Genomic DNA, 26,384 nt, shown 5'->3' on the forward strand with positions numbered 1-26,384 from the left:
CTATTTCTGCTCATATTTCCATACCTTCACATTGGTAAAGGCCGCATCTACAGGTGTGCCATTGTCGATGACGGCGACACCAATTTTTCCACTGTGCAGGCTATTATCGACAACCGTGCCCAGGTAGTGGTCATTGGCCAGGATGGTTAAGTGATCCTGGTCTGCCAGGACCATCAACTGGTTCATCTGGTTAAAACCACTATTGATGGTGGGACTGCTACCTCGTAGAAGAGTGCTGCCAGTGGTGGCCCCATTATAGAGATTATAGAGGTCAAGAGCATACGTGCCGTCGCTGCCAACGTGAAAAAAATAGTAGGCGCTGTTGGTGCTATCTACACGAAAGAGCAAGCCTGCCTGCCCCTGGTTGCCCTTCAAAATGGTCACATCGGCCTGATAGGCGAGCTCCGATACATTTGTTGCCTGGCCAATACAAGGTTGCAAATACGCTATCTGAGCCTCGCTGGCATGGTAGGCGTTGCCAGTAAATGCACACCCTGTATTCGCATCCCGGCTGCCGCTGTCCCACTTGCTGGTTCCACTGTTATCTGCCATCGTGTCATCAATAGCTGCCTTACTGGTTGTCCAGGTTTGATAGAGGTTCTCGCTCGCGGTGGCGGTAGCCGTTGCATCCGTAGCTATTTGTGTGGCGACCGCTGCCTGATTACCCTGGGCGGTGGCTGTAGCTTCAATTTGCGCCTGGGCGTTTTGAAAATACTGAGCAGTTCCCCGCACTTTGGCCTGCGCTGTTGTCTGTACACTTCTGGTCTGTTGTACCTCTACTGTGGCCAGATGTTTTAAAGAGGCTCTATAGTGGGTAGTAGTATCGAAGAGTAACAGCACCAGCGCGCTGAGCACCAGGAATACGCAGAGGATAATGGCTACCAACGAGCTGATCAATTTTGGCATGGAGCGTCGCTTCCTTGGGCGAGCGGGAGGTGGCCAGGTAGGCCTGGGTGACTTGATCTGATCTTGTTTGTCAGTGGCTGTATCCACCTGGAGCAGTGTTTGTTGCGACTCTGTATTTAACATGCTGCCTGACTCTCTCTGAGAATATTTGTGTTACACATATAATAACTATGAATAAATCATTTTTCTGATACGAAATACGAAAAAAACTATTAGCTTATGAATTAACGACCAGTGCAATAATGCAACTTGTCGCGGGTATAAGCCGGAGAGCGATTTATTGTCTCCACTTTTTGGTGCTGCAAAATCAATAGTTATATTTTATATGATCTACTATTTATTTACCAATGTATATACCAGGTAAGTTATTTGGGGTATGGTACTATCCGCAAGATACTCTAAGAGGTATTTTCTTCTTTTGCTTAATTGGGCTGATTGTAGCTACAATCGCCAGATATGTAGATTATTAAAGCTTACGACCGTATCATGTGCGCGATTGACGGCCATGATCCCAATGGTGCCGACCTTATAACTGCTATCGCTGGCACTGCCCACATACCGTTTGTTGATGTAGAGATAAATATTGTTACCTTGAGCAATAATTGTCAGGGTATTGGTCTGGCCTGTCCCTGTTTTAATGAACGGGCTTTTATCGTATATCAGGGGTATGGCATAACCATCGCTTCTAGTGAGAATAAGGCCATAGACGCCGGAGCGATTAAGCCGGAAGCTATAGAAGCTTTTGTCATGGTTAGTGGAACGAAAAATGACGCCGCCTTCATCTCCTTCCTTAATCGCCATCCGAATTTCCAGCGCAAAATTGTGGAAACGGGTAGCATGAGCAAAGCAGGGAGCATAAGAATCCGTTTTAAAAACACTACTATGCAAGCCATCCGGTGTAAATGCACAGCCTCCCCCATCTCTGGTTGGATAGACATCCCATTTCTGGCCGGTTTCAAATAGCAATGGCGCAGCGATAGCAGGTCGTCCACTGGTACTCTTTGCATAGAGGTTTTTCAGGATTGTCGCTGTGGCTTGCGCCTGAGCCGTAGCCTGCGTAGAAGCAATCGAGGTCGCTTTCTTCTGCCTGATAGCGGTCCGTGTGGTTTGCGCCTGCGCTGTTGCTTTGTTGTGGATATTGATGATGTGGTTCGCATAGGCGGTCGCGGTAGCCTGAGTATGTAACTGGACTGGATGGGTGACCTTTGTGTAATACAGCAGGCTGACGCCACTGACTATCAGTAGCAACGACAGGAGCATAATGGCTCCGAGCATAATACCAATTACTATTTTGTGTTGCTGTACCTCGTGTGTCTGGATTGTTGGAGCCGTAGCCACCGAGACCATATAGGAATGACCGCGTGAGGATGCAGACGTATTATAAGTTTCTCCATGGGCTGTATAGCCGGATGTTGCTCCCCTCGAGCCAGCATAGTATGTATGATAGGTATCTTCTGCAACGGCCGTTGGCAGATTACAACGGCAGTAGGGACAGCGTGTCATTCCTGGTGACAGCATATTTCCGCAGTCAGGACAATTTTGCATGAACAACTCTCTCCTATCATACAGTTGATGCAGGATCGCCTCCGCCCCTGCTAAAGTTTCCAGATTCTGGCATGCGAGTAAGTAACCACAGTAGAGCGCTTATAATTATTAGCCAGCACCCCGATCTGTCCGCTGCTTAACGTGGTATCAATTGCACTGGCGACATATTTTTTGTTGATATAAAAATCCAACGAGCTTCCACTGGCGAGTACTGCCAGGGTATTTACCTGCTTATAGCCTGTAATAATCTGATCGCTATATCCATCTACCAGCGTCTGAGCGGCCTTTTTATTCTCGCCAGAATAATAATAAATGCTATAACTCCCATCCTGGCCTGCTACAAAGATATAGGATTGCAAGTTAGCTTCACGAGCACGAATGATCAGGCCACCAGCATCGCCAGTAATGATTTTCATATCTACCTGATAGACAAAGTTGCTCAATTTTGTATTCTGAGCGAGACAAGGTAAGAAAAAACCTTTCTCGGCAACTGAGGCGTTATAAGTGGAATTGGTGAACGAACAGCCTGAACCTGTATCCCAGTTATAAGTATCAGGATTGTGGAGGTCGTCGTTTATATCTGGAAACGTACTGGTAATCTGATCATAGTTGTTTTGATGGCGGGCCACAAACGTGGCGGTGGCTCTGGTTTGAGCTATCAGGGTCGCTGAGACCTGTGCGGCATACGTAGATTTAGCCTGAGCAGTTTGCTGTATTCTGGCCTTAACTGTGGCCGTGCTCTGCATATGTTGTATATAGGGCTGGTAAGCTACATTGTAGCCAATCAAGGTGCTGATACCCACCAGTAAGAGTAGCGCCAGCACAATCACCAGCATTAGCCTGGAAAATTTATTTTTATATATTGTCTTCGGTAGTTCTTTGTTTGACTCGGCCTCAAATTCCATCATCAACCTCCTACCCACATTGTACAGAGAACCACATAATCGCGTGCTATATTACAAAATCATAAAAGAGGTTTTAAAAACAATAAAAAGCGCATGATTTATGCTATAGCATAAATCATGCGCTTTTTGGCATACCGGTAGATCGCTTAGATCATGCCCAGTTCCCATTTAGCATCTTCAGTCATGCGATCTGGCGACCAGGGAGGATCAAATGTCAATTCAACTTTGCAGCTTTTGACATTCTCTACCTGTTGCACGCGCATCTCGACCTCTGACATAACCTCCCCTGCCATCGGACATCCCAGGGCCGTTAGCGTCATCGAGACGTCAACGTTTCCGGTCTCATTGTTGATATCCAGGCTGTAAATCAGTCCGAGATCGACAATATTAACTGGTATCTCCGGATCATAACACTCACGAAGCGCGTCCATGAGCTCTGCTTCATTAATTTCTGCCATTGGATGCAGCTGCCTTTCCAAACATATGAAAATGTAAGGATTACCGTCTGGACGATTTCATGTCGTGCTCAAGCCAGGAACAGGACCCATGCCATAGAGCTTATGCTAATTTGCCACATATCTATGCTGAGAGAAAAGGAGCTTTATGCACTAAAATCCGCTTCTGGTGGCCCGTCCAGTTTAATATACATTTTCAGATATTTTCAACTACTATGCCAGGACTTCCTGTTGCTCTCTTAATCCGAGTAAATTAGTAGGATTATACTTTACTGTAATATATACCGAACAGAAAGTATTTGTCAAAGAGCATCAGTTATAAGTTGGGGTTACTGAGTGGGTTGGGATTACTATGGGCGAAGTGGATTGAGACATTTGTCATAGGGGACTCTGAATTTCGCCTATTTTATGCCATTATATTACTATAATATACATATAGGTTGTTATATATATTAATGTATGCTTGCGCTCTGATGGTTGGGCTTGCTTGTGGCGAGGTGGAAATAACATCCAGGCACTATAACACCCATCGGTCGGCTCAAACCTCTTACGAGCTGGAAGCAACCAGATGCATCTTGCCTGAAATGAGCCATCAATTTAGCAATGTGGTAAGCGGAGGAAGGAAGGAAAAAAGATGCTAAATATTATTGAGGCTTCCGATATTCATGTGACGCAAAATGAGGAGCGTCGCCGTCTCGCGCGCGAATTGCACGATGGCGTTGTCCAGTCTCTGACCGCCCTGGTGACTGATCTTGAGCATTTTCGTTCTCAGCAGTTCTTTGAGCATGAATTGAGCGAAAACATCGAGAACTGGCACGCGCTGGCCCGTAACAGTCTGCTGACCTTGCGCCAGACGTTAAGCGGCATGCGACCAGCCATTATGGGTAATTTCGACTTTATCGAACATATTCTGGCGATGCTAAAAAGCATGCAGGATGCGGGCTATCGCGTAACTTTCGAGTGCAATAACTGGCCGAACCAGCTGCCAGTTGAATATGCCTCAAATCTCTACTATGTCTTGCGCGAAGCTATTATCAATGTATGTAAACATGCTGCTGCCTCGGCGATCATTGTCAATCTGTATGGGGCTGATGGTTGTTTACATATGTATGTTTGTGACGACGGAGTAGGGATGGCTACCTCTGTTACCACGGTAGGCTCAGCCCACGGCTGGCACCAGGGATTAAACGGCCTGCGCGAGCGTGTGCTGATGCTCGGTGGGCGTATTACGATTGAAAGCATGCCCCAACAAGGGACACGACTGAATATGGATATTCCGATGCCTGTATCTGTGCCAGCTGCTCTTTCTTATCAGGCACAGAGCAATCAGGAAGCCGAGGAGCTGCCACAGGACGATGGTTTAACTACTCGTGAACGTGAGCTGATCATTTTGATTGCGCAAGGATTGGTGGTTAAAGAGATTGCGCGCATCTTAAAGGTAAGCGAGAAGACAGTGCGTAACCATATCAGCAACATTTATCATAAGCTGGCCGTTTACGATCGTTCCCAACTGGTCATCTATGCCATGAAAAAAGGACTGGTGGACTTGCAGTCGCTGTAAAGACCTGGTTGCTCTGTTATGATGCCGTGATAGCGACCGGTTCGGCCAGTAAGGTATTCATGCTTTTGCAATAGGTGATCAGGCGTGAAAAGGTTGGTAGCGGCTCAAGTGCCGGAACACAGCCCACCAGGATGAGTTTACGTTGTGCGCGCGTCAGGGCTACGTTCAGGCGATGTGGATCGATCAGAAATTGGCGGCGTTGACTTTCGCTGGCCGGTTCATGGCTAGTGGCAAACGATATAATCATGACCAGGCGCTCACCCCCCTGAAAACGATCCACTGTATCGACGCTCAGTGGTGTATCAGTCGGGAAGGCCTGCCAGTTGCTATCAGGATGGTTGGCGAACAGGTGGCGACGGATATTGGCGACCTGCGCTCGGTAGGGCGCGATAATACCAATATCTTGTGGCTGAATGCCGCGTGCCAGCAATCCTGCGACCAGCCCGCGGACGGCGCGCGCTTCCGCATTGTTTTGTTTGGCTTCGGGGCTCGCGTCCTTGTCGCGTACATCCCAGAAAACCAGCGGAAATTTGGGGTCCAGGGCTTTGTATACTGTTTCTGCCTCCGTTTTCCGAAGCTGGAGCAGGTTGGAGGCTTGCGGCAAGGGCAAGCGGCGATTGGCAACTGAAGCATGGGCCAGCAACTTCTGATCATAAAAGACGGTGGACGAGAAATGCGAGATCCATTTATTCATGCGATACTGGGTCAGGAGCGGCACGCAGGCACTGACATCGAGCCGGTGTTGCTCCATATATTCCTCATCCCGCTGCTTCAAGAAACTAAAGAGCGAATCGGCAAGTCCAGCCTCACTGGCTTCCTGACTGAGCACCAGGGGCGGTAGTTGTTTCTCGTCTCCGACCAGGATAAAGCGGCGGGCAAAACGCAGGGCACCCAGAATGGCTGGAATTGTCAGTTGGCCAGCTTCATCAATAATGGCGACATCAAAGGCAAAACCTGCATTCGTTTCTGCATGCTCGCCATTTCTGGCCGTATTGGGCGTGTATTTATCTGAAGACCAGGTGGCGGTCGTAGAGGCCACCACGGGCGTAGTATACAACATGTCAAAGACAAGATCCTGATAAGACATGTCCGGGTGAAATGGATCATCTTTTAATCTCTGCCCGTTTGCCAGCGCCTGTTGGGCGACTTTGAGCCGCTCTTTGAGCAGCCAGGGCTTGATCTCATCGCTGACACTGCGCTCGCTGCCCAGGCGTAGGAACTGTGTAAAACCTTCCCGCTGTAGCCTTTTCAGCATATTGTCTACGGCCTGATTGGTGAAGGCGGCCAGCAAGATACGCTGGCCCTGCTCGGTCAGACGCTTCACGATCTCCGCAATAACACTGGTTTTGCCGGTGCCGGGAGGACCATGAATGAGCAGGTAATCTTTCATCTGCAGCGCCCGTAGCACAGCCAGGTTTTGCTCGCGATTGAAATCAGCACGGCCGGTGATCTCTTCGTGCATAAAGCGCGGGCGAATCTTGCCGGCTACCAGATCTTGTATATGCGCCGGGACATGGTACCAGCGAATCAGGTTTTGTAGCGTGCGCACATGGACGAGATCGTTGTCGTAGCGGTCGATGAGCTGCGGTTGCGCGATCAACTCGCGCGTCCACACGGTTACATTTTCGGCACTGATGGAGGTAATGGTGCCACTGACCACTTCACCCGCGACCGGATTGCCATCGCTGAGCAGGATTTCATCCCCTTCTCGTAGCTCAGAGGTATTGACGCAGCTAAAGGTGAGGGACCAGCCATCGCTCTGGATTGCTGGTTGTCCGATTTGTTTTAGTCCCAGGATCGCGCTGCCGCGTTCAATACGCTCCTCTACCGGTGTGAGCCAGAGCTGAGCCTGCTGTTGCTCTCCTGTCTGCCCCTCTATCTGGAGCAGGTGATAGTACCTGCTAAAGAAGTCGCGTTCGGCATTGGGAATCGCCTGGGGAGCTCTGGCAGATACAGCGGCGACACCATTTTCCTGGTTGGGAGTAGCCGTTACCTTCTGCTCGGCGGTTTCTGGTTTCGCCGTTTCTGGTGGCTGCCATTGTAAGAGCGCAGAAACGGTCTGGCAATGTTCAAGCATGGCGCACTTGCTGCAGCGCGAAGGTCCTGGTGGCGCCGATGGTATGCCAGTGACATGGTTCAGGATCAAATTATTGCGTGTCTCATTGACGCGCTGAATCTCGCGGATACTGGCGCGAATGCCAAAGGCCTGCGCTTTACCCGGTGTGCCACTATATAACAAGGTGGCAAAGGCCCGCTTCATCTTTGACTGGCGGCGTACCGCCAGCAACGCATGATAGCCCAGCACCTGCCAACGATGGTCTCGCTTGGGGAGATCGCCACTTGCTCCACCGGTTTTTAGTTCTAGCAACCGCTGCTGACCGGTCTGCTGCCAGAAAATGTCCAGTCGCCCACGCAAACCAATCTCGGGTGCCAGCAGGAACGTCTCGGCACGTACCTGATTGCCCACGGTCGTCTGCTGGTCATCCGCGACCACCCCTGGCAGCGTCCAGAGCGTATTGCTCTCGCTCTCGTACCAGCGTGCCAGACTCTCCAGGTGTGGTTGCACATCCGAGCGCATCGTCTCGACCGATACATCTGCCAGGGCGATATCGATGCTATTGAGTTCGATGGCCTGGTCAAGATGCCTCTGCATAACCTGGAGTGCCGTCTCGGTCTCTTGCTTTACCGTATCCTGTGCGGCTTCTGTAAAGGTGCCGCGATCATGTTCTTTGAGCAGCTCTTTGAAGCAATAATGCACGATGTTACCGCGAATAGTAGCCGAGGTTGCAGCGGATGGGATGAGCCGATTCAGCAGATACTGGCGCGTACAATATTCGGCCTGATTGAGGGCTGTAATATTTAGCAGAATATCTGATTCCAGCACTGCCAGCGTATAGGAATTGCCCTGGTAGCGCCGGCGCGAACCGTTTTTATATTCGATCACAACTGGTTCGCCTGGCAGGTGATAGAGTTGAATCTTCAACGCGTAAGGAGCGATGGCGCTACCGCGCACTTTGATCTCCTTGATCAGACTGCGATAGTATTGGTCTTCTAGCTGCACTTCAACGCGTTCTGTACCGGTATCTAACGTGATGATCGGCACGCGTTCGCCCTGCAGTTGGCGTTCCTGGGCTGCCACAAGTCGTCCAGAGAGCTGTGGTGTGTGACAGGGTTGTTTAGGATCAAGTGTACAAAGGAAGCACTCATGGCGCTGTCCAGCCTCTTTTGACTGATGATAATCCGCCTTATGGATTTGCATGATTGTACACTCCCCCCTTATTTGCTCGGCATGCTGAAAGTGTACGGTAAGAACAAAATTTCGTCAAGAGAATGAGGAGTTATGGGGTAGCAGGGAAGTTGATCATTCCTCCCTGCTATTGTCATTTTGACCGGGTATTTGAGCTTAATGTGGGATAATGCCTGGTATCAGATATTGCTGTATCATCACAATAATGCCCAGGATGGTTGCCAGTATAATGCTGTGGAAGAAGGTGCGCCGGATAATCAAGCCCTCTTTCCCGTTCAGTTCTGTGGTTGATACGCCAGTGCTGACATTCTGGGGACTGATCATTTTCGACATGACCGCTCCACTGCTATTGCTGGCCGCCATCAACACCGGGCTGATATTAAGCTGGCGTGCCGCTACTACTTGCAGATTGCCGAAGAGTGCATTGCTGGAGGTATCACTTCCACTCAAGAAGCAGGCGATCCAGCCCAGGAAGACCGAGAAGAATGGGAAGATAACTCCCACTTTGGAGATTGCCAGGCCCAGCGTGTATGACATACCAGAGTAGTTGTACAGATAGGCCAGGCCTATAATCAGCATTACCGTCAGGATCGGGAAGCGCAGTTGCCGCCACGTATCGGCCAGAGCCAGCCAGACGATGCTGGCGCTTGATCCAGTGGCGATCATTATGATCGCTGTTACGATCACAGTCAGTAAAATGGCAGTGCCTGTTCCTAGTGGCTGGAAGGCATAGAGTGCTGCATAGGGCTTGTTGTAGAGGGTTAGAAAGATCTGCTTATCCAGACCGGGCCAGTGGATGGACAAGGCGCTGATGGCGGGAACTTTGAGAAACGTCCAGGCGATTACGATGATGCTTACCAGTAGCCAGGGTAGCCAGGCCAGGATAGCTTCTTTCATGCTCGGTTTGAGGGTGGAAGCGCGATCGCTGATCGTGTCAGCCTGACCGTCCTCTGGCGCCATTACATTGCCAGCATTATCGGCTCCCTGTACAACAGGCGCAAAGGTTGCGCGATAAAGCTCCATGTCGCGCGGTTTCCAGGCCTGCACAAAGAGAATGACACAGATCAATGAGAAGAGCGAGGCCAGCACATCAGGCAGCTCTGGCCCTACAAAGTTCGAGATTGTAAACTGCATCAAGGCGAAGGAGAGTCCGGCCACCAGGGAGACTGGCCAGATTGTGCGCAGGCTACGAAATCCGGTGAAGACCACCATCGCGTAGAAAGGTAAAAATAATCCAAAGAACGGAAGCTGGCGACCAACCATGGCTGCCAGGGGGGCAGCATGCAGACCGGTTACGCTGGCCAGGGTCGTGATTGGTACCCCCAGCGCGCCGAAGGCGACCGGCGTCGTATTAAAGATCAAGGTCAGCGTAACTGCTTCGAGGGCGGGAAAACCGAGAGCAATCAGCAAGGCGCTCCCAATCGCTACTGGAGTTCCAAAGCCAGCAACCCCTTCCATGAGCGCTCCAAAACTGAAGCCAATAATTAAGAGTAAAATACGCTTATCGGGCGGCACATTATACACCATCCAGCGTCTAAATAATTCGAATTTGCCGGAGCGCACCGCAATATTGTAGAGCCACATAGCATTCCAGACAATCCACATGACGGGAAACAATGCGAATGCCATGCCGTTCAGGGTTGAGCTAGCAGCCTGCTGGACGGGCATTTGCCAGACCAGGGTTGCAATAATCAGACCGATAAGCAAACCGGCCAGTGCAGCTTGCCAGGCGGGACGGCGTACAATGCCTAATAATACGAGGACGACAATAATCGGGATAAAGCCAACGATGAGCGAGAGAAAGAGGTTCCCAGCGACCGGGGTGAGTATTTGGTGGAACATCGGTGTCCTCCGTTCAAATAGCACTCTTTTTCCGGTATGAATACGTTTAAATATTTATATATCTTGGCATAAGAAAATATGTTATGTCAAATAATAAACGTGATGCTCCAGGGAACACATCTCAATGCATAGTAGCACATGTTAAATAGAGCCAGCTTGCTAATTGTGAGAATGCTATAATGCCTTCGTAGGAAAGGTAGCTAGCGTTTAGAAGTGAGGAAGAATATGTCTTTGCCAACTATTCGTACTGTGACGCTGGGTATTGCGGAGGCCCATCCCATTGAGCATCAAACCCTGGTGGAGGCGTGGCGGATTCTCCAGCGGGCGCGGGTACAGTATGAGGATGCGGGCTATGAACTGCAAACGCTACGTCTCTCAACGCGTCCTCTTTTCGATGATCTGGCCGAGTGGTCAGCTAACGCTATTCGTGAGTATGTGCAGGATCGGCAGTTATTACTCAATGAGTTAGGGATAGAATATTGTTCGCTGGGGACTGCTTTTGCCTCTCGTCCAGCTTTTCCGTTGGAGCGCTTAAACCTGCTGGGTGATATTTTGATCGCGACCAATGCGCTTAGTGCCACGGTCAGCCTGGCTGATGCCGAGCACGGTATGCGTGCCGAGGCCGCGTTGCCTATTGCACGGTTGATGTTGCGCCTGGCCCATGAGACGCCAGAAGGCTTTGGCAATTTTCGTTTTGCCATGCTGGCCTGCGTCGCTCCTGGCAGTCCTTTTTTCCCTGCCGCCTACCACGCGGGTCCGTCCAGTTTAAGCTGCGGTTTACAGGGCGCTCCCTTGATCACTGAAGCGCTACAGACATTACAGGCCGATGGCCAGAGGGTATTGGATCTAAATCAGGTTACCGAATATATTAGCACGTTGCTTGAAGAGCGGGTCCGCCCCATCGTTACATTGGGACAAAATGTTGCACGAGACACCGGCTTGCAGTTTGGCGGTATCGATCTGTCGCCAGCTCCGATGGGTGAGGTCAGTATCGTGCGAGCCATGGAGTTATGTGGCTATGGTCAGTTAGGTGCTCCAGGCACGCTGGCAGTGGCCGCAGCCCTGACGGCCGCTTTGAAAAGTACCTCTTTGCCAACCTGTGGCTATAATGGCTTGATGTTACCAGTATTGGAGGATGCGGTGCTGGGACAGCGTTGGGCGGAAGGGGTAGTGAATGCCCATCAGCTGTTGTTCTATTCAGCGGTCTGTGGAACAGGTTTAGATACTATTCCACTGGCGGGCGATAGTGCGCCAGAGCATATTGCTCATTTATTAATGGACGTGGCGACCCTGGCGGTACGTTACCAAAAACCACTCTCAGCTCGCCTCTTCCCGGTACCGGGGCGACGAGCTGGAGAATATACGCAGTTCACTTCACCGTATCTTACCAATACACGGATTGCACCATAATATGGGTTACCGCGTATACAATTTACAAGGAGACATGGGTGCCCCAAAAGGCATTCATGACTCCATGATAAGAGCTGCGAATGTTTTCATAGAGACGGGCATTTTCAATGGCCAGAGCAGCCAGGCTGGCCAGAACCGAAAGAAATTGAATGTCGTCTTCCATAAAATCAGTCGGCTTATCCGTATAGACACGCATGACGCCAATGGCGTTACCGTGTACTTCCAATGGAACACACAGCACCGAAACAATGCCTTCCTGGCGAGCGGCTTCCTTATATTGGAAACGTGGATCGATGCGTACATCGGGGATGCAGATAGGAGAGCCTTTGAGAGCTTCACTATCAATGGGGCTACTACCAACGTTGACCGGCCCTTTGGACAGATATTCATTGCTTAGTCCATTTACCGCGCTCAACTGCAATTGCCCCGTCTCCGGGTCCAGGAGGCGTAGCGCACAGGCTTTCACTTGCATCGCTTCAGTAATACTGATCACCACGCTTTGCAAGACCTGGTCCAGCTCAAGACTTGACGAAATGGTAAGCGCGGCCTGATGAAGTGCTTTATAGTAATCTCTCACTGGGAGTTCCACCTGGCTCTTATTGTTTGAGTCGTCATTCATCATAATTTCTCCCCCAACAACACACTGTGTGTTAGATGTGTTTAAAATTGCAGTTACACTTAGTAATACGTATACATAGCGATATACGTATCAGTTCCATCGGGAAAAAGCCCGAATTCCCTTCAGTTCAGTTTCCTTTTGAGGCTGATTGTACTGCATGTTTTAAAAAACATGTTTCAGTCATTGACGGGAGGTCTGTGTGGGAGACAATTACGTCTCCCTGACAACTACGATGAGGTGGAACCTTTTCAAGCAACGGTTTACTTTAGACACACTTCTGTTCATGCATTGGATTTCCTGGAGGTGGATCTTGCACCAACCAGATGCGGCAGGGCGCGTTAGCCAGCACATACGAGACGGTCTTGTTTAGCTCGCTTTGACTCTTACCATTGCTGCGCATTAAGCCAATTAATAATAAACCACAATTGTGGTCTCTCGCCTCATCGACAATAGCGGGACCCGCATCACGCGCTTGCACAACCTCAGCAACTGCTTCGCAACCCACGCGATCAGCAATTCCCATAGCCGAGTTGAGCATCTGGTCTGCGCGTTCGGATTCCTGAGTAAGGACGGCTTTTAGTGGCAATGCACGTGGTACTTCGATGACATGAACGAGATGGACCTTACGTTTGGCTCCTTTTGCCATCTGGCAACCAAGATAGACAAGATTGGCGTCAAGCTTTTCGCCGCTAATGACAACAGCAATCGCGCCCGCAGCACATTCTCCTAGAACTGATTTGCTGATCTCAGTCTCTTCTTTGGTTTTGGAACCCCATAAGTGAACCATGATTTCTCCCCTCCTGATGGAGCGTGATAAAACAGCATCATCTGGCACCTTCAGTGTCAGCTAATCTCAACGAACGTCCCCCAAAGTTTTTATATAAATAAAACAATTAGAGATACCGCTGGTGCGGCTAGTGTTGGCCCTCTGCCTTTACTTATCTAACTGTACGGTATGACATCCGAGCGACTAAGCATTCTATCTTCCCGGGTTAGTGACGTCAATAAAGTAAGTTTACATAAGTACTTCGGTACTGGTTAGCTAGAGATCACATAACCGCGTGATACACGTTGCCTTGTGCTTGCGTGTTTGCTGCTGCACATATAATACGAAAGACGCTTAAGAATGGTTGCCCAAGTAATAGTGATGGCATTTGAATGTAACTATCCAGCTTAGAATAAAGAGAAAAGCGACCAACCGGCCGCTTTTCTCTTTATTCGGGTTCAATGGTTGCTGTGAGATTGTAACTTAATAATCGTTCCTGGTAATATTCAGCGACTTCCCTGGGACAGACCACAACGATAGCTTGCCCGGTCAGGTGTGCTGTTAACATAATGCGCTCTGCTTCTGGAACGGTCAATGTATTGACGGCATGCACGAGAGCGAAGATTACATAGTTCATTTCATTGTAATCATCATTATGGACGATAACCTTATAGGGAGGAAGCAGTTTTGTACGCTCAAGTACAATCTCTTCCGGTCTTACCTGGAAACGTGTTACAGTCCACTGATCCTTGGACATGGATAAATTCTCCATTAGCAAACAATATGATGGTGTCTTAAGCATTCCAAATCTATTGTAACTAAGAGTTATACATTTTGCTAGTGTCTTAGCTAACAATCCTATATATATAAAAAAAACATCCTACTCATGTGTGTAGGATGTTTTTGAGTTGAAATGTTTTATTCCTGTCTGCTGACGCTACGATCGATGCGGCCCTGGTTGTTGAGGAGAATGGCCCGTGCCCGTGAGTTGCGACTGATATTGTCTGGATCATCAAAGCGGAGGGCAATCACATTGAGCTTTCCCTGTGCCTGCCGGGACGAGGTTGGTGGTGGAACTTTTGGTGCTTCCTGTCCAATGGCTCCTCGGACGCGCCCACGTTGTAGTAAACCGAGAATCGCGCCCAGTACCAGGCCGAGGGCGGCTCCTACGATCAGGGTTGTTGGTTCAGGTAAATGCGGTAGTGCGAAGGTCGCCGCAAAGGTGAGCCCGGTTACTACCAGACAACATAAAACGGCGAACAGCGCAATAATGGCTGGATTAGGACCTGAGCGTTGTGTCTGCAGGAAGATATCGCCGCGGGCCTGGTTAGGACCATGTTCGCGGAACTGGCCGCTTCCAACGATACCGGTGGGAAGTTGATAGATCTCTTCCTCTTTGAAACCAGCTTGTTTAAGCTTTTCAGAGGCTGTTTCGGCTTTGGCCTCATCAGGGAAGACCGCCAACAGGTCATAGCTGGCGGGTTGTTGTTTCTGCATACGAAGTAGCTCCTAGCAAGGGTAACTGGTACTCGTTTTTGGTTGTATTATACACCTTCGCTGAATGGTTTGTATGCAGGTAGCTTTCTATACGGACGGGCACATGCGCGCCCGAGCCTATTTTTATTATGTGGTGCAGGGAATGTGCATCCGCACATTCCCTGCACCACATAATAAAATGGGAATTTAAAAGGAATGATTCTGCAAAGACTCAAGAACAGAAGCGATCTCTTGCCGCACCTGATCATTATTGCCCATTTCGGCATGAACCTTTTCCCAGCCATGCATAATGGTCGTATGGTCTCGCCCACCTAAAGCCGTTCCGATCTGGAGTAGCGAAGCGGTGGTCTCTTCACGCATCAGATACATTGCCACCTGGCGTGGCCAGACGATGTCTCGATCGCGTTGCTTGCCACGTAACAACTCTTGATCTACATTATAATAACGACAAATACCATCCAGCACATCATTTATGGTTAGATTTGAAGTGGTCGGCGGCTTTTTATCATAAATATGTTCTAGCGCTTGCGCTGCCAGGCTGATGGTCAGTGGGGCATCATGCAGGGTGGCATAAGCGATGACGCGGTTAAGCGCCCCCTCCAGCTCTCGTACGCTGCTACAGACCGGTCGCGCAATATATTCGATCACGCTGGCAGGTACGGTGAAGCGTAGTGAGTCGCATTTTGAACGTAAAATCGCCAGGCGATGCTCGTACTCAGGTGGCTGTACATCCGCCAGTAATCCCCATTCGAAGCGAGAGCGCAAACGATCTTGCAAACTGCTGATCGCCTTGGGTGGACGATCGCTGGTGACGACGATTTGCTTATTGGCATTGTGCAGCGAGTTAAACGTATGGAAAAACTCTTCCTCGGTCGATTCCTTACCCGCGATAAATTGGATATCGTCAACGAGCAAAATATCGATCTGACGATACTTGGAGCGGAACTCCTCCGTTTTTTGAAACCGAATCGCGTTGATGATCTCATTCGTAAACTTCTCGGAGGTGGTATATAAAACGTGCAGACCAGCACTCTCGCCTGCATGCCCAATAGCGTGTAGCAGGTGAGTCTTGCCCAGACCGACACCTCCATATAAAAAGAGGGGATTATAAATTCTCCCTGGATTCTCGGCTACTGCCAGCGAGGTGGCATGCGCCAGCTTATTGGATTTGCCCACAATAAAGGCGCTAAATGTATAGCGTGGATTCATCAACAGGCCTTCAGCACCGGGATGGACCGGGCTATATTCCTGGGTGGCAGGTGGTTCCTTGCGTGCAGGCTCCGCTGAAGCATTTTTTTCGGCATAGGGAGCATATTGAGAAGTGGCCGGTTGCATTGTTTGATCTTGTTTATAGTTTACTGGCGGCCGAGGTGGAATACCGTAATCCTCTTTCTTCTGCCGATAGGCATTTTCCTGCGGAGCTGATGAGGCCATCGAGTTCAACGCGGGCGTGGTATCCGGTGGGGTCACGCGCTTCCCTCGCAGTGGTGCGGACAGGCGTCCTTTCGAAAGGCGGTAGGTGCGTTTGGCCGGGCGACTGGTATTTGGATCAACTCCATTATCGGATGAGGCAGGCTGCTCTTTGGTCACTTCAAAGCGTACTTCGACCGGACCACCGGTAATATCTATCAGCGTAGAACGAATTAATTCTCGAAAGCGGGTCTCTAACTGTGCTTTCGCAAAGGTGGTGGGAACACGGATAATAAAGACGCCATCTTGAAATGAGAGCGCCGATGTTCCCTGAAACCAGGTGGTGAAAACCGCAGAGTTTACCCTTGGTCTTAATCGTTCTATTGCTGTTTGCCAGATTTGTTTTGCATTCACACGCAGCACCCCTTTGGGGATTGGTTTATGGTCGCTAGTGTCTTAATTCGCTTTTAATACGCTCTGCGCACGTTATCAGTTGTATGTATAGGTGTTTTTAGACAAAAATAAATCTCTGATAGTAATCTCGTGACGGCAGAGTGTAATGGTAGCATTAAATCAAAACGCTGTAAAGCCCTCCTTTCGTACCATCTAGACCATTATACCTGCTGTCGGAACGAGTTTATTGTATGCGCTCTCTGCTATGCTATAACAAAGGAGATATTCTTGATGAATTGAGGCTTTTGGTACCAGAATGCGAGCTATCTTATAGTTTTTATTCGTTGTGTAAAGTATACTGAACCGGTGATAGTTTCTTTTCTCTTAGAATAGAGTCATAAAAACGTTGTGTGGCTGAGGCGATAGGTAGGGAAGAATCGATTTAATGGTTGAGAATGCAATATATATTTTAAGGAGCTTCTGATGTCTCTCTTTTACCGAGTCGGTCAGCATCCACGTCGAGATGTTGTCGGTATACATGCGCGAAAACAATCACTGATCTATCTTGTCTGTATGCTTTTCTGTTTAAGTATGTTTATCAGCGCCTGTACAGGTGATAGCAATACCAAGAGCACTGGCAGTGCGAAGGCGACGGCAACTCCTGCGCCTGCGCAATTATCTTCATTCAACTGGTGTGGTAAACCGAGCGAAATTTTTCGCGACCAGGCTTCGTCCCATGCTCAGGGGGGAACGGCTCAGGCAACGGGATTAGGACCAGCCAACGATAAGCCTAAAACGGTTACTGATTGGAATACTGTGAAACAAAATCTGGGTTTCACTATTTATTTGCCCAAAACGCTGCCAGCCGGTACCTGTTTGCTCAGCGTGTCGGGTTCGCTGCGTGATCCAATTTTCGGCAGTAATTTTACGATTACATATGTTCTGCCCGACCAAAATGCTATTAGCTTTTCGCAAGCGCCCGTGCGCATCAAAAATATAGCTTTTCAGTGCAACGTTTCACAAGCGTCCTCCTCAACGACCACGGGTAACACAGGGAATGATACTAAAGCTAGCAGTACATCGACTGCCGCGGCAGCGAAGGAGCCCATTCAATTATGTAACGGCATTCGTGATCAAACTAATATCGTTTTTTCGGCTCGGGGGAGCACCGCTACGCTGCAGCAATTCTTCCAGAGCTTGCAACCTGATGTTGATTGGATGCCAGCCAAATAGGGCCCACTTCATTTTAAAATTGATCCGTAAAATTTATCCATCCTGTTCGTCCTAGTTAGTGGAACGATTGTATCGAAACTACTTTTGCTTCTTTAAATCCATACTCTCAAGAGCGGATCCTGATATGTAGGAAGGAAAAAGAAACTGACCATATATGGGTCCGGCCCTCTTCGGAGCAGGTGGTGAAAGAGAGCGGGGGACGCTATTCTCTAAAGAATTATACTCGACGCTCAACTTACACTTCTGATATAATGGACAGAAGTTTTACGTGTACGCAATATATATTCATGCGTGCATACAATTGGGAGGAACTTTTATCATGGATAAGTGTCCCTACTGTGGGGCTGAGACTCGGCAAGGTGACAACTTCTGTTTAAATTGTGGTAATCGCCTGCTTCCTGCAACTCCCTCACCTTCTTCAGGTCAGCAGGCTCAGCCAGGAGTTGGCGAAGCTACTGTTGCGGCAGCAGATGAGTGGAATTCGGTGCCCCCGAGCTCGGCGCCAGCCAGTGGTCAATCCTGGGGTGTTGATCTTGCCGCGCCGACCGCTTTTGGCTCACCTTCTGATGCTGCGACCGTACGCGAGCCCGCCGGAACAGCACAAGCCACAATGGATAGAATCTCCGAACCAGGCATGTTCATTCTTCGTTCCGATAATGGTGATGTTATCCAGGAATATCCGCTGGATAAAACCGAGATTGTGATTGGTCGTGCTCCAACCAGCGACATTTTGCTCTCAAAGGATAAGTTGACTTCACGTCGTCATGCTACGGTTCGTTATGAAAATAATCAATATCTGTTGCATGATGAGCATAGTGCAAATGGCACCTTTGTGAATGGGCAACAGCTAGAAGAAGCTACGCCCTATGCTTTGCAAGATGGTGATCAGGTTGGCATTGGCGAGCACGAACTGCTCTTCCGGGCGCATGGCGCACAGGCTAATGTGGTAGAAGATCTGCCAACTATTTCTGAGCCTCAGAATGCCCCGGCCAATCCAGATTTTACCTATCGCACCCAGAATGATGAGCATGGAACCATCTCTGAGAATGACGATTACGGTACGGCTACGATGGATAGCCCAGAAGAGTCTGCTGTTTATGATGCTCCGGCCGCTGAAACAGCTCATGTAGAGCCTCCTGCTACACCCGCACCCGAGGAAGATGCGCCGATCTCACACTATGAGCCAGTGCCCGCTCCCGCTCCTGTTCAGGAGGAACCGGCTGCGCCCATAGCTGCGCATGATGTCGAAGAGAGTGTCCCAATGACACCTGGCAGCATCGAAAAGACCCCATATGCGGTTCCTTCTTCTCCGCTTCCTGCTGCGGATAGCCCGGTCACATTCAGTCGTTTCTCTGCGCTTTCCTCGCCATCCCTGCCTGATATGAGCGCATTAATGGCGGCTCTCTCCTCTCTGGATGGGCAGATCATGTCGCTGCAAGAGCAGTTTAATGCGACGCAGGATGCTATGCGCAACCATGATGCTGAGGTTAACCAGACAGCCAGCCAATTGCGCTCCGGCATTCGCCGTGTTTCTGATCGTATGGATAGCATGATTGCTGACGTTGCCAGAAGCCGTGAGGCGTTAGCCTGGGCTGAACTACTCCAGTTAATGGAAGATGTGATGAATAACCCTCGAGACATCGAGTATGTTACTAAACTGGCTCGTAAGGCGCGCGAACTCAATAAAGTGTTCCAGATTCACCAGAATGTGCTGAATACTATGGCTGAGTGCAATAGCCTGTTACGCAGTTTGATTGGTGAAGAGAAGTAATCACGTACCAGTGTTCTTTCATATAATCTACAGGGCGGACATGTAACTCCGCCCTTTCAACTCTTCTGGTTGTCCCGCTGCTTTACACCTGATGATTATCTACACGTCGAGCGATCTGTATGTTTCTTTGTAGAACCTGGTAAGCTCTCAGTGTATGGTTGGGTGTCAGGGTACAGCAATTTTGCTAGCTTACCGGAAATCTCATGTACAAACAAGCACCGTCGCGTGTTGAGGATCTTCCTGAGGATGGTTCTGGCACGCATACCGTAAAGCATTTCGATGCTATCATTATTGGCGCGGGCCTGGGAGGCCTGCTCAGTGCCGCCCATCTTTTGCAGCGCGGCAAGCATGTGGTGGTGGTGGAGCGTTTGCCGCATTGCGGTGGCCGTTTTACTGCCAAGAACTTTCATGGCGTACAGGTCAGTACTGGCGCTGTACATATGGTACCTTTTGGGAGCAGTGGTGTGTTGTCACACATGCTGCGCCGCCTCAATGTCCCTCATCGTCTCTATGATGCTGATGTCTTTGGCTCGTTCCATGTGCATGGCCAGCAATATCGTTCTCGTGGACTCCTGGGCGTGGCCCGATTTTTAGGACCAGCCCAATTTTTCTGGTTTCTGCGCCTGGGTTATCTGATGTTTTTCCGCCCGTTGACTGCTGAAGAACGCCAGCTCCCCTTTGACCTCTGGCTTGAGCGCCATATCAATGTTGAGCGTAATCCCCAGCTGGTGGCCTTTTTTGCCAGCATCTCCCGCTTCGCCTTAAGTCTTGAGCTAAACCAGGTCAGTACCGCCGAGGTTGTGCGTACGACTAAAAACATGTTTCGGTTTGGGGCTCCCGCGATTGTAGAGGGTGGCTGTGGCGAGATCACTCATCAGCTTGAAAAAATCATTGAGACCTATAATGGGGAGATCATGCTCTCCTCGGAGGTTCTGGGTATTGTGCAAGAACAGGGGCGCGTCACTGGTGTACTCGTCAAGAACAAGGTGACGGGTGAAGAGAAGTTGTTGCAGGCGCCGCTGGTCGTCAGTGACATTGGCCCACGCGCTACCAATGGCTTGCTGCAGCAGCGCCGTGTGAAGCAATCGGATGTGCTCAAGCAGAAATATGCCGAGGATCACACCGCGATTGCGCGGGCTACCGATGATGTTCAGGAGGCCGTTGGCCTGAAAGTGCATATTCTCAGCGATGTCTCGTTGATTCCCCATAAAGGCATCATGTACTGTCTGGACACCAAACGCATTGCGGGTATGGTGCAGCCAACCAATAGTGATCCTTCGCTCGCCCCTGCTGGCAAGCATCTTCTGATCAGCCACCAGGTGATTCAGAGCAACAATGTCGAGGAGGAGCGTGCCCTGGCTTTGGCCGATTTGAGATCTATGTTTGGTGAGACCTTTGACCAGCACTGCCAGATTCTGACTATGGGCACCTATCGGGGGGAATGGCCGGTCAATCGTGTGGTCCAGGGAGAAGATGTGCAGCCACAATTAGATGTGCAGGGACTGTACCTGGTGGGCGATGCTGTGAAACCATCGGGCTATTTGATGGTTGAGGGTGTGGCACAGAGTGTCAATAATTTTCTAGATCTCTTAGATGATCTGGATCAGGAGCAGGCGATTGCGCGTAAAGTGGACCGTCGTCTCAGGCGCAATGTGATGTCGCCCCCTTCCCGTCTCAATGCGTTGCGCTGGCTGTGGAAGGCACCCGGAAACTCTGGAAAACCTTAGGAAGGTCTAGGAAATAATGTTTGAATATGAAGAGCAGCAGGCTCCCCATTATCTGGTCACCGGGGGCACGCCTTTGCGGGGTGAGGTAACGCTGAGCGGTGCCAAAAACGCGGTCACCAAAATGGTGATCGCCTCCCTTTTAACGTCTGATACCTGTACATTGCGTAATATCCCGGTGCTGGGCGATCTAGAATTGACCGTTAAGCTGTGCCAGGAATTAGGTTCTCATGTCCAGCTAGATCGGGAGCGCCATTTACTCTCTATTTGCACCAGCAATGTGCGCGACTACCATGTTTCGAGTGCCGTTGGAGGGCTCAACCGTATCTGTGTGATGATGATCGGACCGCTATTGCATCGTTGTGGCGAGGCCGTTATCCCCATGCCGGGCGGCGATCGCATTGGCCCGCGACCCATTAATTTTCATATCCAGGGCCTTCAGCAGATGGGCGCCCAGATCCTTGAAAGGGATGGATATTACTATTGCCGGGCCCCTGAGCGCCTGCATGGAGCCACTATCTCGCTGCCATTCCCGAGTGTGATGGCGACCGAGAATCTCCTGATCACCGCTTCTCTAGCCAGAGGGGTTACGATTATTGAGAATGCTGCCAATGAACCAGAAATTGTCGACCTGGTCAAGCTGCTACAAAAAATGGGCGCCATCATCGAATTTAAAGTAGATCGCCGGATAGTGATTGAAGGCGTGGATGCTTTGCATGGGGCCAGCCATACTCTGCTCAGTGATCGCAATGAAGCCGTCTCGCTGGCGGTTGCAGCTTATTTAACCAGGGGCGATGTCTATTTGCGCCATGCCCAGCAGGATACCTTGCTCTCTTTCTTAAATACCCTGCTGAAGATGGGGTTGCGCTTTGAGATTGACGATGAGGGTATTCGTTTTATCGGCGATACCAGGACCCCACCAGCGATCTCGCTGGAAACTGATGTACACCCGGGCTTTATGACTGACTGGCAGCAACCTTTTACAGTACTATTGACGCAATCAAAGGGTATGTCAGTGATTCACGAGACGATCTATGAGGATCGCTTTGGCTATACCAGTGCCCTGGAGCGTATGGGTGCTCATATTGGACTCTATCCAAAATGTTTGGGTGAGGTTCCTTGCCGCTTCCGTGAGAAGCAGCATATGCATAGCTGTGTAGTGCGAGGTCCGACGCCATTGGTTGCTACGCGTCTGGATATCCCCGATATTCGTGCCGGTTGTTCTTATATTATTGCTGCGCTCTGTGCTGAGGGTACTTCAACCGTTTATGGCATTGAACACATTGAACGCGGATATGAGCACCTGGATATGAAATTGCGCAGCCTTGGTGCCCAGATCGAAAAAATATTCTAAAACAAACATATTTTTTCTTGCGCCTGCCTGCGACGGGCGGCGCAAGAAAAAAGACATCTAGCTTTGCAAGCTAGTGCGCACCTCACGCAACTGTTCAGGCGTCAAAATTCTGAACAGGATCAACAGATTTTCCAGATCGTATTCCAGTCCCATTGAATGGAGCTCCTGACGGATACGGCCCAGTGCACTGATCTGTGTGGTTGTAATCAACCCATAGCTTACCAGGCTGGCTGCCAGTAATTGATCAGGAGTAAGTAATTTAAACATAAGCAATATTTCACCAAGCTGATAATTTAAATCCACACCACGTAACATCCGCTGGATATTTTGGGCGACATCCAGGCGATCCTGTGGCACCAGGTGCCCATCGAGTAGTACCTTGTTGAGTGAACGTGTTGCTCGACCGTTTAATACCTGGGGTTGAACGCTATTAGGCTGTTCAGATAGCGCTGGCATGGGTGGGAGGCTCTGGACGATATCCAGTAAAACAGCATTGTTGGTTGTCATGCTTTCTGCCAGATCATCAGGCATATGCATTGTATTGCTTGTTTTTTCTTTCTCGCTGGCTGGTGCTGTTGGCTGGCTGCTGACCACTGGTTCTTCGCTTGCTGATGTTGTTGGCTGGCTGCTGGCCACTGGTTCTTCGCTTGCTGATGTTGTTGGCTGGCTGCTGGCCGCTGCTTCCTCGCGCGCTGGTGCCAGCTCCGGTTCTTTCTGTGCCACAGAGGGTTGATTGCCGGGCTCTGCTTTCTTAGCTGTTTCCGGTTCAGTAATAGTAGGGATCGGCTGACTGTTTTTGCTGGCTTTAGGCTCGTATCTGGCTTCGGGTTGGCTTATTGATTCTTTTCCCACTTCTGGCGTAAAAAGTGGCACTGATATTTTGTTGACCACGGGGGTAACAGATGGAAGGGGTGCTGAAATAGGCGCCAGGTGTGGCGAAGTAGCCTGCTTGTTTGGATTTACCGCGGGCTGATGGGCGGTTTGAGGACCATAGTTGGTGCGTGAGAGCACATCGGGCCTGCGCGCGATTTCCCCAATGGCTGGCCCTGTTACGGTACGCTCAATAGGCATATCCTGAATAGGAGAGGCGCGCAATGGCTGGGTGCCAATTTTCTCTTCGGATTGTGTAAGACGAGCTGCTGGCGTAATCGGCGCTGTATATGGCTGCTGGTGCTTTTCTGGCTGATTGATTTGTTCCAGACGATTATCTTTCTCACGTGTTGCCTCAAGCATTGAATATGATGTAGTTGTTGGAGGTACTGCGCGCATCGCGGTTGAATTGCTGGTTTCTGCCTGCTGAGTCGCAGCATACATATTTGTCTGACCTGGTAATGCTTCCCTGGTTTCGACCGGTATGGTATATTTTGTTGCATTGAGTGGCGCCCACTGAGAAGCTGCCGGCGGCTGTGTTGGGGCTGTTGGCATATAGGTTGTTGAGACAGTGTGGGCAGTAGGCCCGGGAGCTGGCTCATCGCGGCCTGTAGAACGGAACCCCTGCACCATCCGTGAGAGTTGGGCGAGTCCTGATTCATTTGGTCCATCGTAGTTTAACTGGCCGCTGGCGAGCCGTTGGAGTACCGGAGCATCATTATAGGCAGGCGCATTGATTGTGGGCAATGGGTTGATATGCTCCTTGCTTTCTTTGTTCTCCTGGTTCTCCTGAGGTACTGGATGTCCACCTGTATCCTGGGCGTTCCATGTACGCTGGTTAGGATAGAGAACTGCGCGAATCTTTTCACTGTAAGAAGGTTGATTTGAACCGGGCAGACCCGTAGCTGGCGAGGGCATATGATTCTGATTCGTGGCTACATTTTTTATCGCCGGTTGCGCAGAGGTGATGGAATTGTTTAAAGGTGTTTGTGGTAAAGATGTTGAGTTGCTAGATCTGGCAGGAGTTTGAAGAGAGCCTGTATCTGATGGTAATGTAGCGGAAAAGGCGCTGCCATTGCCCGCCTGGCCTGGATGTTGAGCGGCGACTGGCATGGATAGCGATGAGAAGCGTGGCATCCGTGGCTGAGTATGACTTGTGTTCAAGGGAATAGTGGAGCTTGGCAGCCGGCTACGTACAGCATCGACCAGGTTCATCAGCCCAAGCATACCATCGATTTCCATATCTGCATTGGTGTGTGGCGCATGATCTTCAAGTTCACGTGGCCCGTAACCGGCCAGGTTGGTGCAGATAAACGTGAGCACCTGAACCTGGCGATCTCGACGCTGGGTATCCAGGGCGACCCAGAATTCTCGCCGAGCGGCCGCCGCCTGCGCAAGATTAACCATCACCAGTCGAATAGGATAGCGAGCAATGGCGTCAAAGACCTCAACGGCGGTACGGGCTGTATGATTGGTATAGCCTGCTAACTGTAATTCACTGCCAAGCAGTGTGGCAAATTGTTGATCTCGTTCAAAAAGAAGGGTGTGTGGTCCACCCGTACTAATATTCATACCTGTATCACTCCAGTTGCTAATAGCATGATAACTGAGTTCACAGGGGTAAGTTTCAATATGTGCTCGCTTGACCCTACAACGCTGTCCATCAAAGCCTCCTGCGCCTATACCCCTACCTTACAGGCACGGAAAAACGCACAATGCAGAGGAAGAGTATGATAGGACAGGCTGTGGAAGCCTTGCTGCTCTGTCGTGTGTTGTGCCGTGACTGTATTCCGAGCCAGTATAGCATACCTCTCTTATAATGTCATAACAAGCGGGTAAGATAGGTTACTATTGATATCTTGCCTGTTTGCTTTTTACGTTTATCATTACTTGAGTATATATTATAGCGGCTTTTTTTCAGGTTTAAGGGAGGACTATAGTACTATGCAACAGATTGCTTCTCCAGTGATAGGATTACTAACGGATTTTGGGACACATGACAATTTTGTTGGGGTCATGAAAGGTGTGATGGCAGGTATTGCGCCAACCGCGACGTTCATTGATCTGACCCATGATATTCCGCCACAGGATGTGCTGGCGGGAGCGTGGGCGCTGGGAACAGGCTATCGCTATTTCCCTGCAGGCAGCGTTTTTGTGTGTGTGGTAGATCCTGGTGTCGGAAGCGAGCGAGCCCCTGTGGCTCTTCATGCTGGCGACTGGTATTTTGTTGGGCCCGATAATGGTCTGTTCCATTTTGTGCTGGCTGACCAGCCCGTTCATGCCGCGGTCAAGCTCACCAACCCCTCATATCATCTCCCCACAGTCAGCGCAACGTTTCAAGGTCGGGACCTCTTTGCGCCGGTTGGGGCGCATATTGCCGCTGGTTGTCAGCTGCACGAGTTAGGAGAGGCACTACCAGCGGACACATTGCGTCGTCTGGATCTACCACAGCCGGTACAGAAGTCCGATCGTATTGAGGCTGAAATAGCCTATGTGGATCACTTTGGTAATCTGGTGACCTCTATTGCCCTTGCCAGGCTACCTGACTTCTTCGATTGGCCGCTGGTGCGCCTCTTACTTCCCAGAAAGCAGCTCATCATCACCGAACGTCGACGCTTCTTCGCTGACCAGGGCAATGACGCCGAACCATTTCTTTACGTCGATAGCTCCGGTTATATAGGCATCGCCATGCGCAATGCTTCGGCGGCAAGGTCGCTGGATATTGGTCGTGGTGAAGCCGTTACATTGACCTGGCGCCATGCGTGATATAAAGAAAACATTCTTAACAATTCTTAACAGTTCTTTAAACTGCATGCTTGACCCCTTCTCAAGGAATAGGAAAATATGCTATAATGAGCTTATACCCTATACGATAA

The 26,384-nt window shown here is 50.0% G+C and carries 19 protein-coding genes; 7 read left to right on the plus strand and 12 right to left on the minus strand.

The window, feature by feature from the left end; all coding sequences use genetic code 11:
* From JMI88_RS28275 to JMI88_RS28290, 4 genes are all read right to left on the minus strand, one after another.
* A complete protein-coding gene (locus tag JMI88_RS28275) occupies positions 1–1,029 on the minus strand; it encodes a hypothetical protein (RefSeq protein ID WP_201365302.1) in 1,029 nt (342 codons plus the stop codon).
* A gap of 318 nt (positions 1,030–1,347) precedes the next feature.
* Positions 1,348–2,451: a hypothetical protein gene (locus tag JMI88_RS28280; RefSeq protein WP_201365303.1), complete on the minus strand. Its 1,104-nt coding sequence runs from the start codon at positions 2,449–2,451 to the stop codon at positions 1,348–1,350.
* A gap of 50 nt (positions 2,452–2,501) precedes the next feature.
* Positions 2,502–3,359 (minus strand): hypothetical protein, encoded by an 858-nt coding sequence (locus JMI88_RS28285; protein WP_201365304.1) that lies wholly within the window; start codon positions 3,357–3,359, stop codon positions 2,502–2,504.
* Positions 3,360–3,502: 143 nt separating this feature from the next.
* Entirely contained in the window at positions 3,503–3,814 is a 312-nt protein-coding gene (locus JMI88_RS28290; protein WP_201365305.1) for a metal-sulfur cluster assembly factor, read from the minus strand.
* 631 nt (positions 3,815–4,445) lie between these two features.
* On the opposite strand from JMI88_RS28290, the gene JMI88_RS40410 reads away from it, so the two are divergent.
* Positions 4,446–5,372, plus strand: a complete 927-nt coding sequence (locus JMI88_RS40410) for a helix-turn-helix transcriptional regulator (protein ID WP_201365306.1) — start codon at positions 4,446–4,448, stop codon at positions 5,370–5,372.
* Between the two features lie 16 nt (positions 5,373–5,388).
* Here the strand turns inward: JMI88_RS40410 and JMI88_RS28300 are convergent, their stop codons facing one another.
* Positions 5,389–8,631: an AAA domain-containing protein gene (locus JMI88_RS28300; RefSeq protein WP_201365307.1), complete on the minus strand. Its 3,243-nt coding sequence runs from the start codon at positions 8,629–8,631 to the stop codon at positions 5,389–5,391.
* Positions 8,632–8,775: 144 nt separating this feature from the next.
* Positions 8,776–10,461: an L-lactate permease gene (locus JMI88_RS28305; protein ID WP_201365308.1), complete on the minus strand. Its 1,686-nt coding sequence runs from the start codon at positions 10,459–10,461 to the stop codon at positions 8,776–8,778.
* Between the two features lie 225 nt (positions 10,462–10,686).
* On the opposite strand from JMI88_RS28305, the gene JMI88_RS28310 reads away from it, so the two are divergent.
* Positions 10,687–11,871 carry a DUF711 family protein gene (locus tag JMI88_RS28310; protein WP_201365309.1) on the plus strand — a complete coding sequence of 395 codons (1,185 nt, stop codon included), beginning with the start codon at positions 10,687–10,689 and terminating at the stop codon, positions 11,869–11,871.
* A 22-nt stretch (positions 11,872–11,893) separates the two neighbouring features.
* On the opposite strand, the gene JMI88_RS28315 is transcribed toward JMI88_RS28310, so the two are convergent.
* The 5 genes from JMI88_RS28315 to dnaA form a co-directional block, all read right to left on the minus strand.
* Positions 11,894–12,493 carry a GAF domain-containing protein gene (locus JMI88_RS28315; RefSeq protein WP_201365310.1) on the minus strand — a complete coding sequence of 200 codons (600 nt, stop codon included), beginning with the start codon at positions 12,491–12,493 and terminating at the stop codon, positions 11,894–11,896.
* A 262-nt stretch (positions 12,494–12,755) separates the two neighbouring features.
* Positions 12,756–13,277, minus strand: coding sequence for a universal stress protein (locus JMI88_RS28320; protein WP_201365311.1), 522 nt, complete (start codon positions 13,275–13,277; stop codon positions 12,756–12,758).
* A gap of 427 nt (positions 13,278–13,704) precedes the next feature.
* The gene (locus tag JMI88_RS28325) at positions 13,705–14,013 is read right to left on the minus strand and encodes an ATP-dependent Clp protease adaptor ClpS (protein ID WP_201365312.1); all 309 of its coding nucleotides are present in this window, start codon (positions 14,011–14,013) and stop codon (positions 13,705–13,707) included.
* 161 nt (positions 14,014–14,174) lie between these two features.
* Positions 14,175–14,753 carry a hypothetical protein gene (locus tag JMI88_RS28330; protein ID WP_201365313.1) on the minus strand — a complete coding sequence of 193 codons (579 nt, stop codon included), beginning with the start codon at positions 14,751–14,753 and terminating at the stop codon, positions 14,175–14,177.
* 186 nt (positions 14,754–14,939) lie between these two features.
* Positions 14,940–16,577, minus strand: a complete 1,638-nt coding sequence (gene dnaA / locus JMI88_RS28335; RefSeq protein ID WP_201365314.1) for a chromosomal replication initiator protein DnaA — start codon at positions 16,575–16,577, stop codon at positions 14,940–14,942.
* Between the two features lie 462 nt (positions 16,578–17,039).
* On the opposite strand from dnaA, the gene JMI88_RS28340 reads away from it, so the two are divergent.
* From JMI88_RS28340 to murA, 4 genes are all read left to right on the plus strand, one after another.
* Positions 17,040–17,789 (plus strand): hypothetical protein, encoded by a 750-nt coding sequence (locus JMI88_RS28340; RefSeq protein ID WP_201365315.1) that lies wholly within the window; start codon positions 17,040–17,042, stop codon positions 17,787–17,789.
* 319 nt (positions 17,790–18,108) lie between these two features.
* On the plus strand, positions 18,109–19,560 hold the full coding sequence (locus JMI88_RS28345) for an FHA domain-containing protein (RefSeq protein WP_201365316.1): 1,452 nt from the start codon (positions 18,109–18,111) through the stop codon (positions 19,558–19,560).
* A 203-nt stretch (positions 19,561–19,763) separates the two neighbouring features.
* Entirely contained in the window at positions 19,764–21,287 is a 1,524-nt protein-coding gene (locus JMI88_RS28350) for a phytoene desaturase family protein (protein WP_201365317.1), read from the plus strand.
* 16 nt (positions 21,288–21,303) lie between these two features.
* Positions 21,304–22,638: a UDP-N-acetylglucosamine 1-carboxyvinyltransferase gene (murA, locus tag JMI88_RS28355; RefSeq protein ID WP_201365318.1), complete on the plus strand. Its 1,335-nt coding sequence runs from the start codon at positions 21,304–21,306 to the stop codon at positions 22,636–22,638.
* Between the two features lie 57 nt (positions 22,639–22,695).
* Here the strand turns inward: murA and JMI88_RS28360 are convergent, their stop codons facing one another.
* Positions 22,696–25,080, minus strand: coding sequence for a hypothetical protein (locus JMI88_RS28360; protein ID WP_201365319.1), 2,385 nt, complete (start codon positions 25,078–25,080; stop codon positions 22,696–22,698).
* Positions 25,081–25,452: 372 nt separating this feature from the next.
* Here JMI88_RS28360 and JMI88_RS28365 point away from each other — a divergent pair, with 372 nt between their 5' ends.
* Positions 25,453–26,274, plus strand: coding sequence for an SAM hydrolase/SAM-dependent halogenase family protein (locus tag JMI88_RS28365; RefSeq protein ID WP_201365320.1), 822 nt, complete (start codon positions 25,453–25,455; stop codon positions 26,272–26,274).
* Positions 26,275–26,384 lie beyond the last annotated feature (110 nt).

It is taken from the genome of Dictyobacter formicarum (assembly GCF_016587435.1).

Excerpts from the sequence above, each read along its gene's own strand:
- JMI88_RS28365 (WP_201365320.1), top strand. The coding sequence starts at position 25,453 with ATGCAACAGATTGCTTCTCCAGTGATAGGATTACTAACGGATTTTGGG.
- JMI88_RS28310 (WP_201365309.1), top strand. The coding sequence starts at position 10,687 with ATGTCTTTGCCAACTATTCGTACTGTGACGCTGGGTATTGCGGAGGCC.
- JMI88_RS28360 (WP_201365319.1), bottom strand. The coding sequence starts at position 25,080 with ATGAATATTAGTACGGGTGGACCACACACCCTTCTTTTTGAACGAGAT.
- JMI88_RS28275 (WP_201365302.1), bottom strand. The coding sequence starts at position 1,029 with ATGTTAAATACAGAGTCGCAACAAACACTGCTCCAGGTGGATACAGCC.
- JMI88_RS28330 (WP_201365313.1), bottom strand. The coding sequence starts at position 14,753 with ATGCAGAAACAACAACCCGCCAGCTATGACCTGTTGGCGGTCTTCCCT.
- murA (WP_201365318.1), top strand. The coding sequence starts at position 21,304 with ATGTTTGAATATGAAGAGCAGCAGGCTCCCCATTATCTGGTCACCGGG.
- JMI88_RS28315 (WP_201365310.1), bottom strand. The coding sequence starts at position 12,493 with ATGATGAATGACGACTCAAACAATAAGAGCCAGGTGGAACTCCCAGTG.
- JMI88_RS28325 (WP_201365312.1), bottom strand. The coding sequence starts at position 14,013 with ATGTCCAAGGATCAGTGGACTGTAACACGTTTCCAGGTAAGACCGGAA.
- JMI88_RS40410 (WP_201365306.1), top strand. The coding sequence starts at position 4,446 with ATGCTAAATATTATTGAGGCTTCCGATATTCATGTGACGCAAAATGAG.
- JMI88_RS28320 (WP_201365311.1), bottom strand. The coding sequence starts at position 13,277 with ATGGTTCACTTATGGGGTTCCAAAACCAAAGAAGAGACTGAGATCAGC.
- JMI88_RS28280 (WP_201365303.1), bottom strand. The coding sequence starts at position 2,451 with ATGCAAAATTGTCCTGACTGCGGAAATATGCTGTCACCAGGAATGACA.
- JMI88_RS28350 (WP_201365317.1), top strand. The coding sequence starts at position 19,764 with ATGTACAAACAAGCACCGTCGCGTGTTGAGGATCTTCCTGAGGATGGT.
- JMI88_RS28345 (WP_201365316.1), top strand. The coding sequence starts at position 18,109 with ATGGATAAGTGTCCCTACTGTGGGGCTGAGACTCGGCAAGGTGACAAC.
- JMI88_RS28300 (WP_201365307.1), bottom strand. The coding sequence starts at position 8,631 with ATGCAAATCCATAAGGCGGATTATCATCAGTCAAAAGAGGCTGGACAG.
- JMI88_RS28290 (WP_201365305.1), bottom strand. The coding sequence starts at position 3,814 with ATGGCAGAAATTAATGAAGCAGAGCTCATGGACGCGCTTCGTGAGTGT.
- JMI88_RS28340 (WP_201365315.1), top strand. The coding sequence starts at position 17,040 with ATGTCTCTCTTTTACCGAGTCGGTCAGCATCCACGTCGAGATGTTGTC.
- JMI88_RS28285 (WP_201365304.1), bottom strand. The coding sequence starts at position 3,359 with ATGATGGAATTTGAGGCCGAGTCAAACAAAGAACTACCGAAGACAATA.
- JMI88_RS28305 (WP_201365308.1), bottom strand. The coding sequence starts at position 10,461 with ATGTTCCACCAAATACTCACCCCGGTCGCTGGGAACCTCTTTCTCTCG.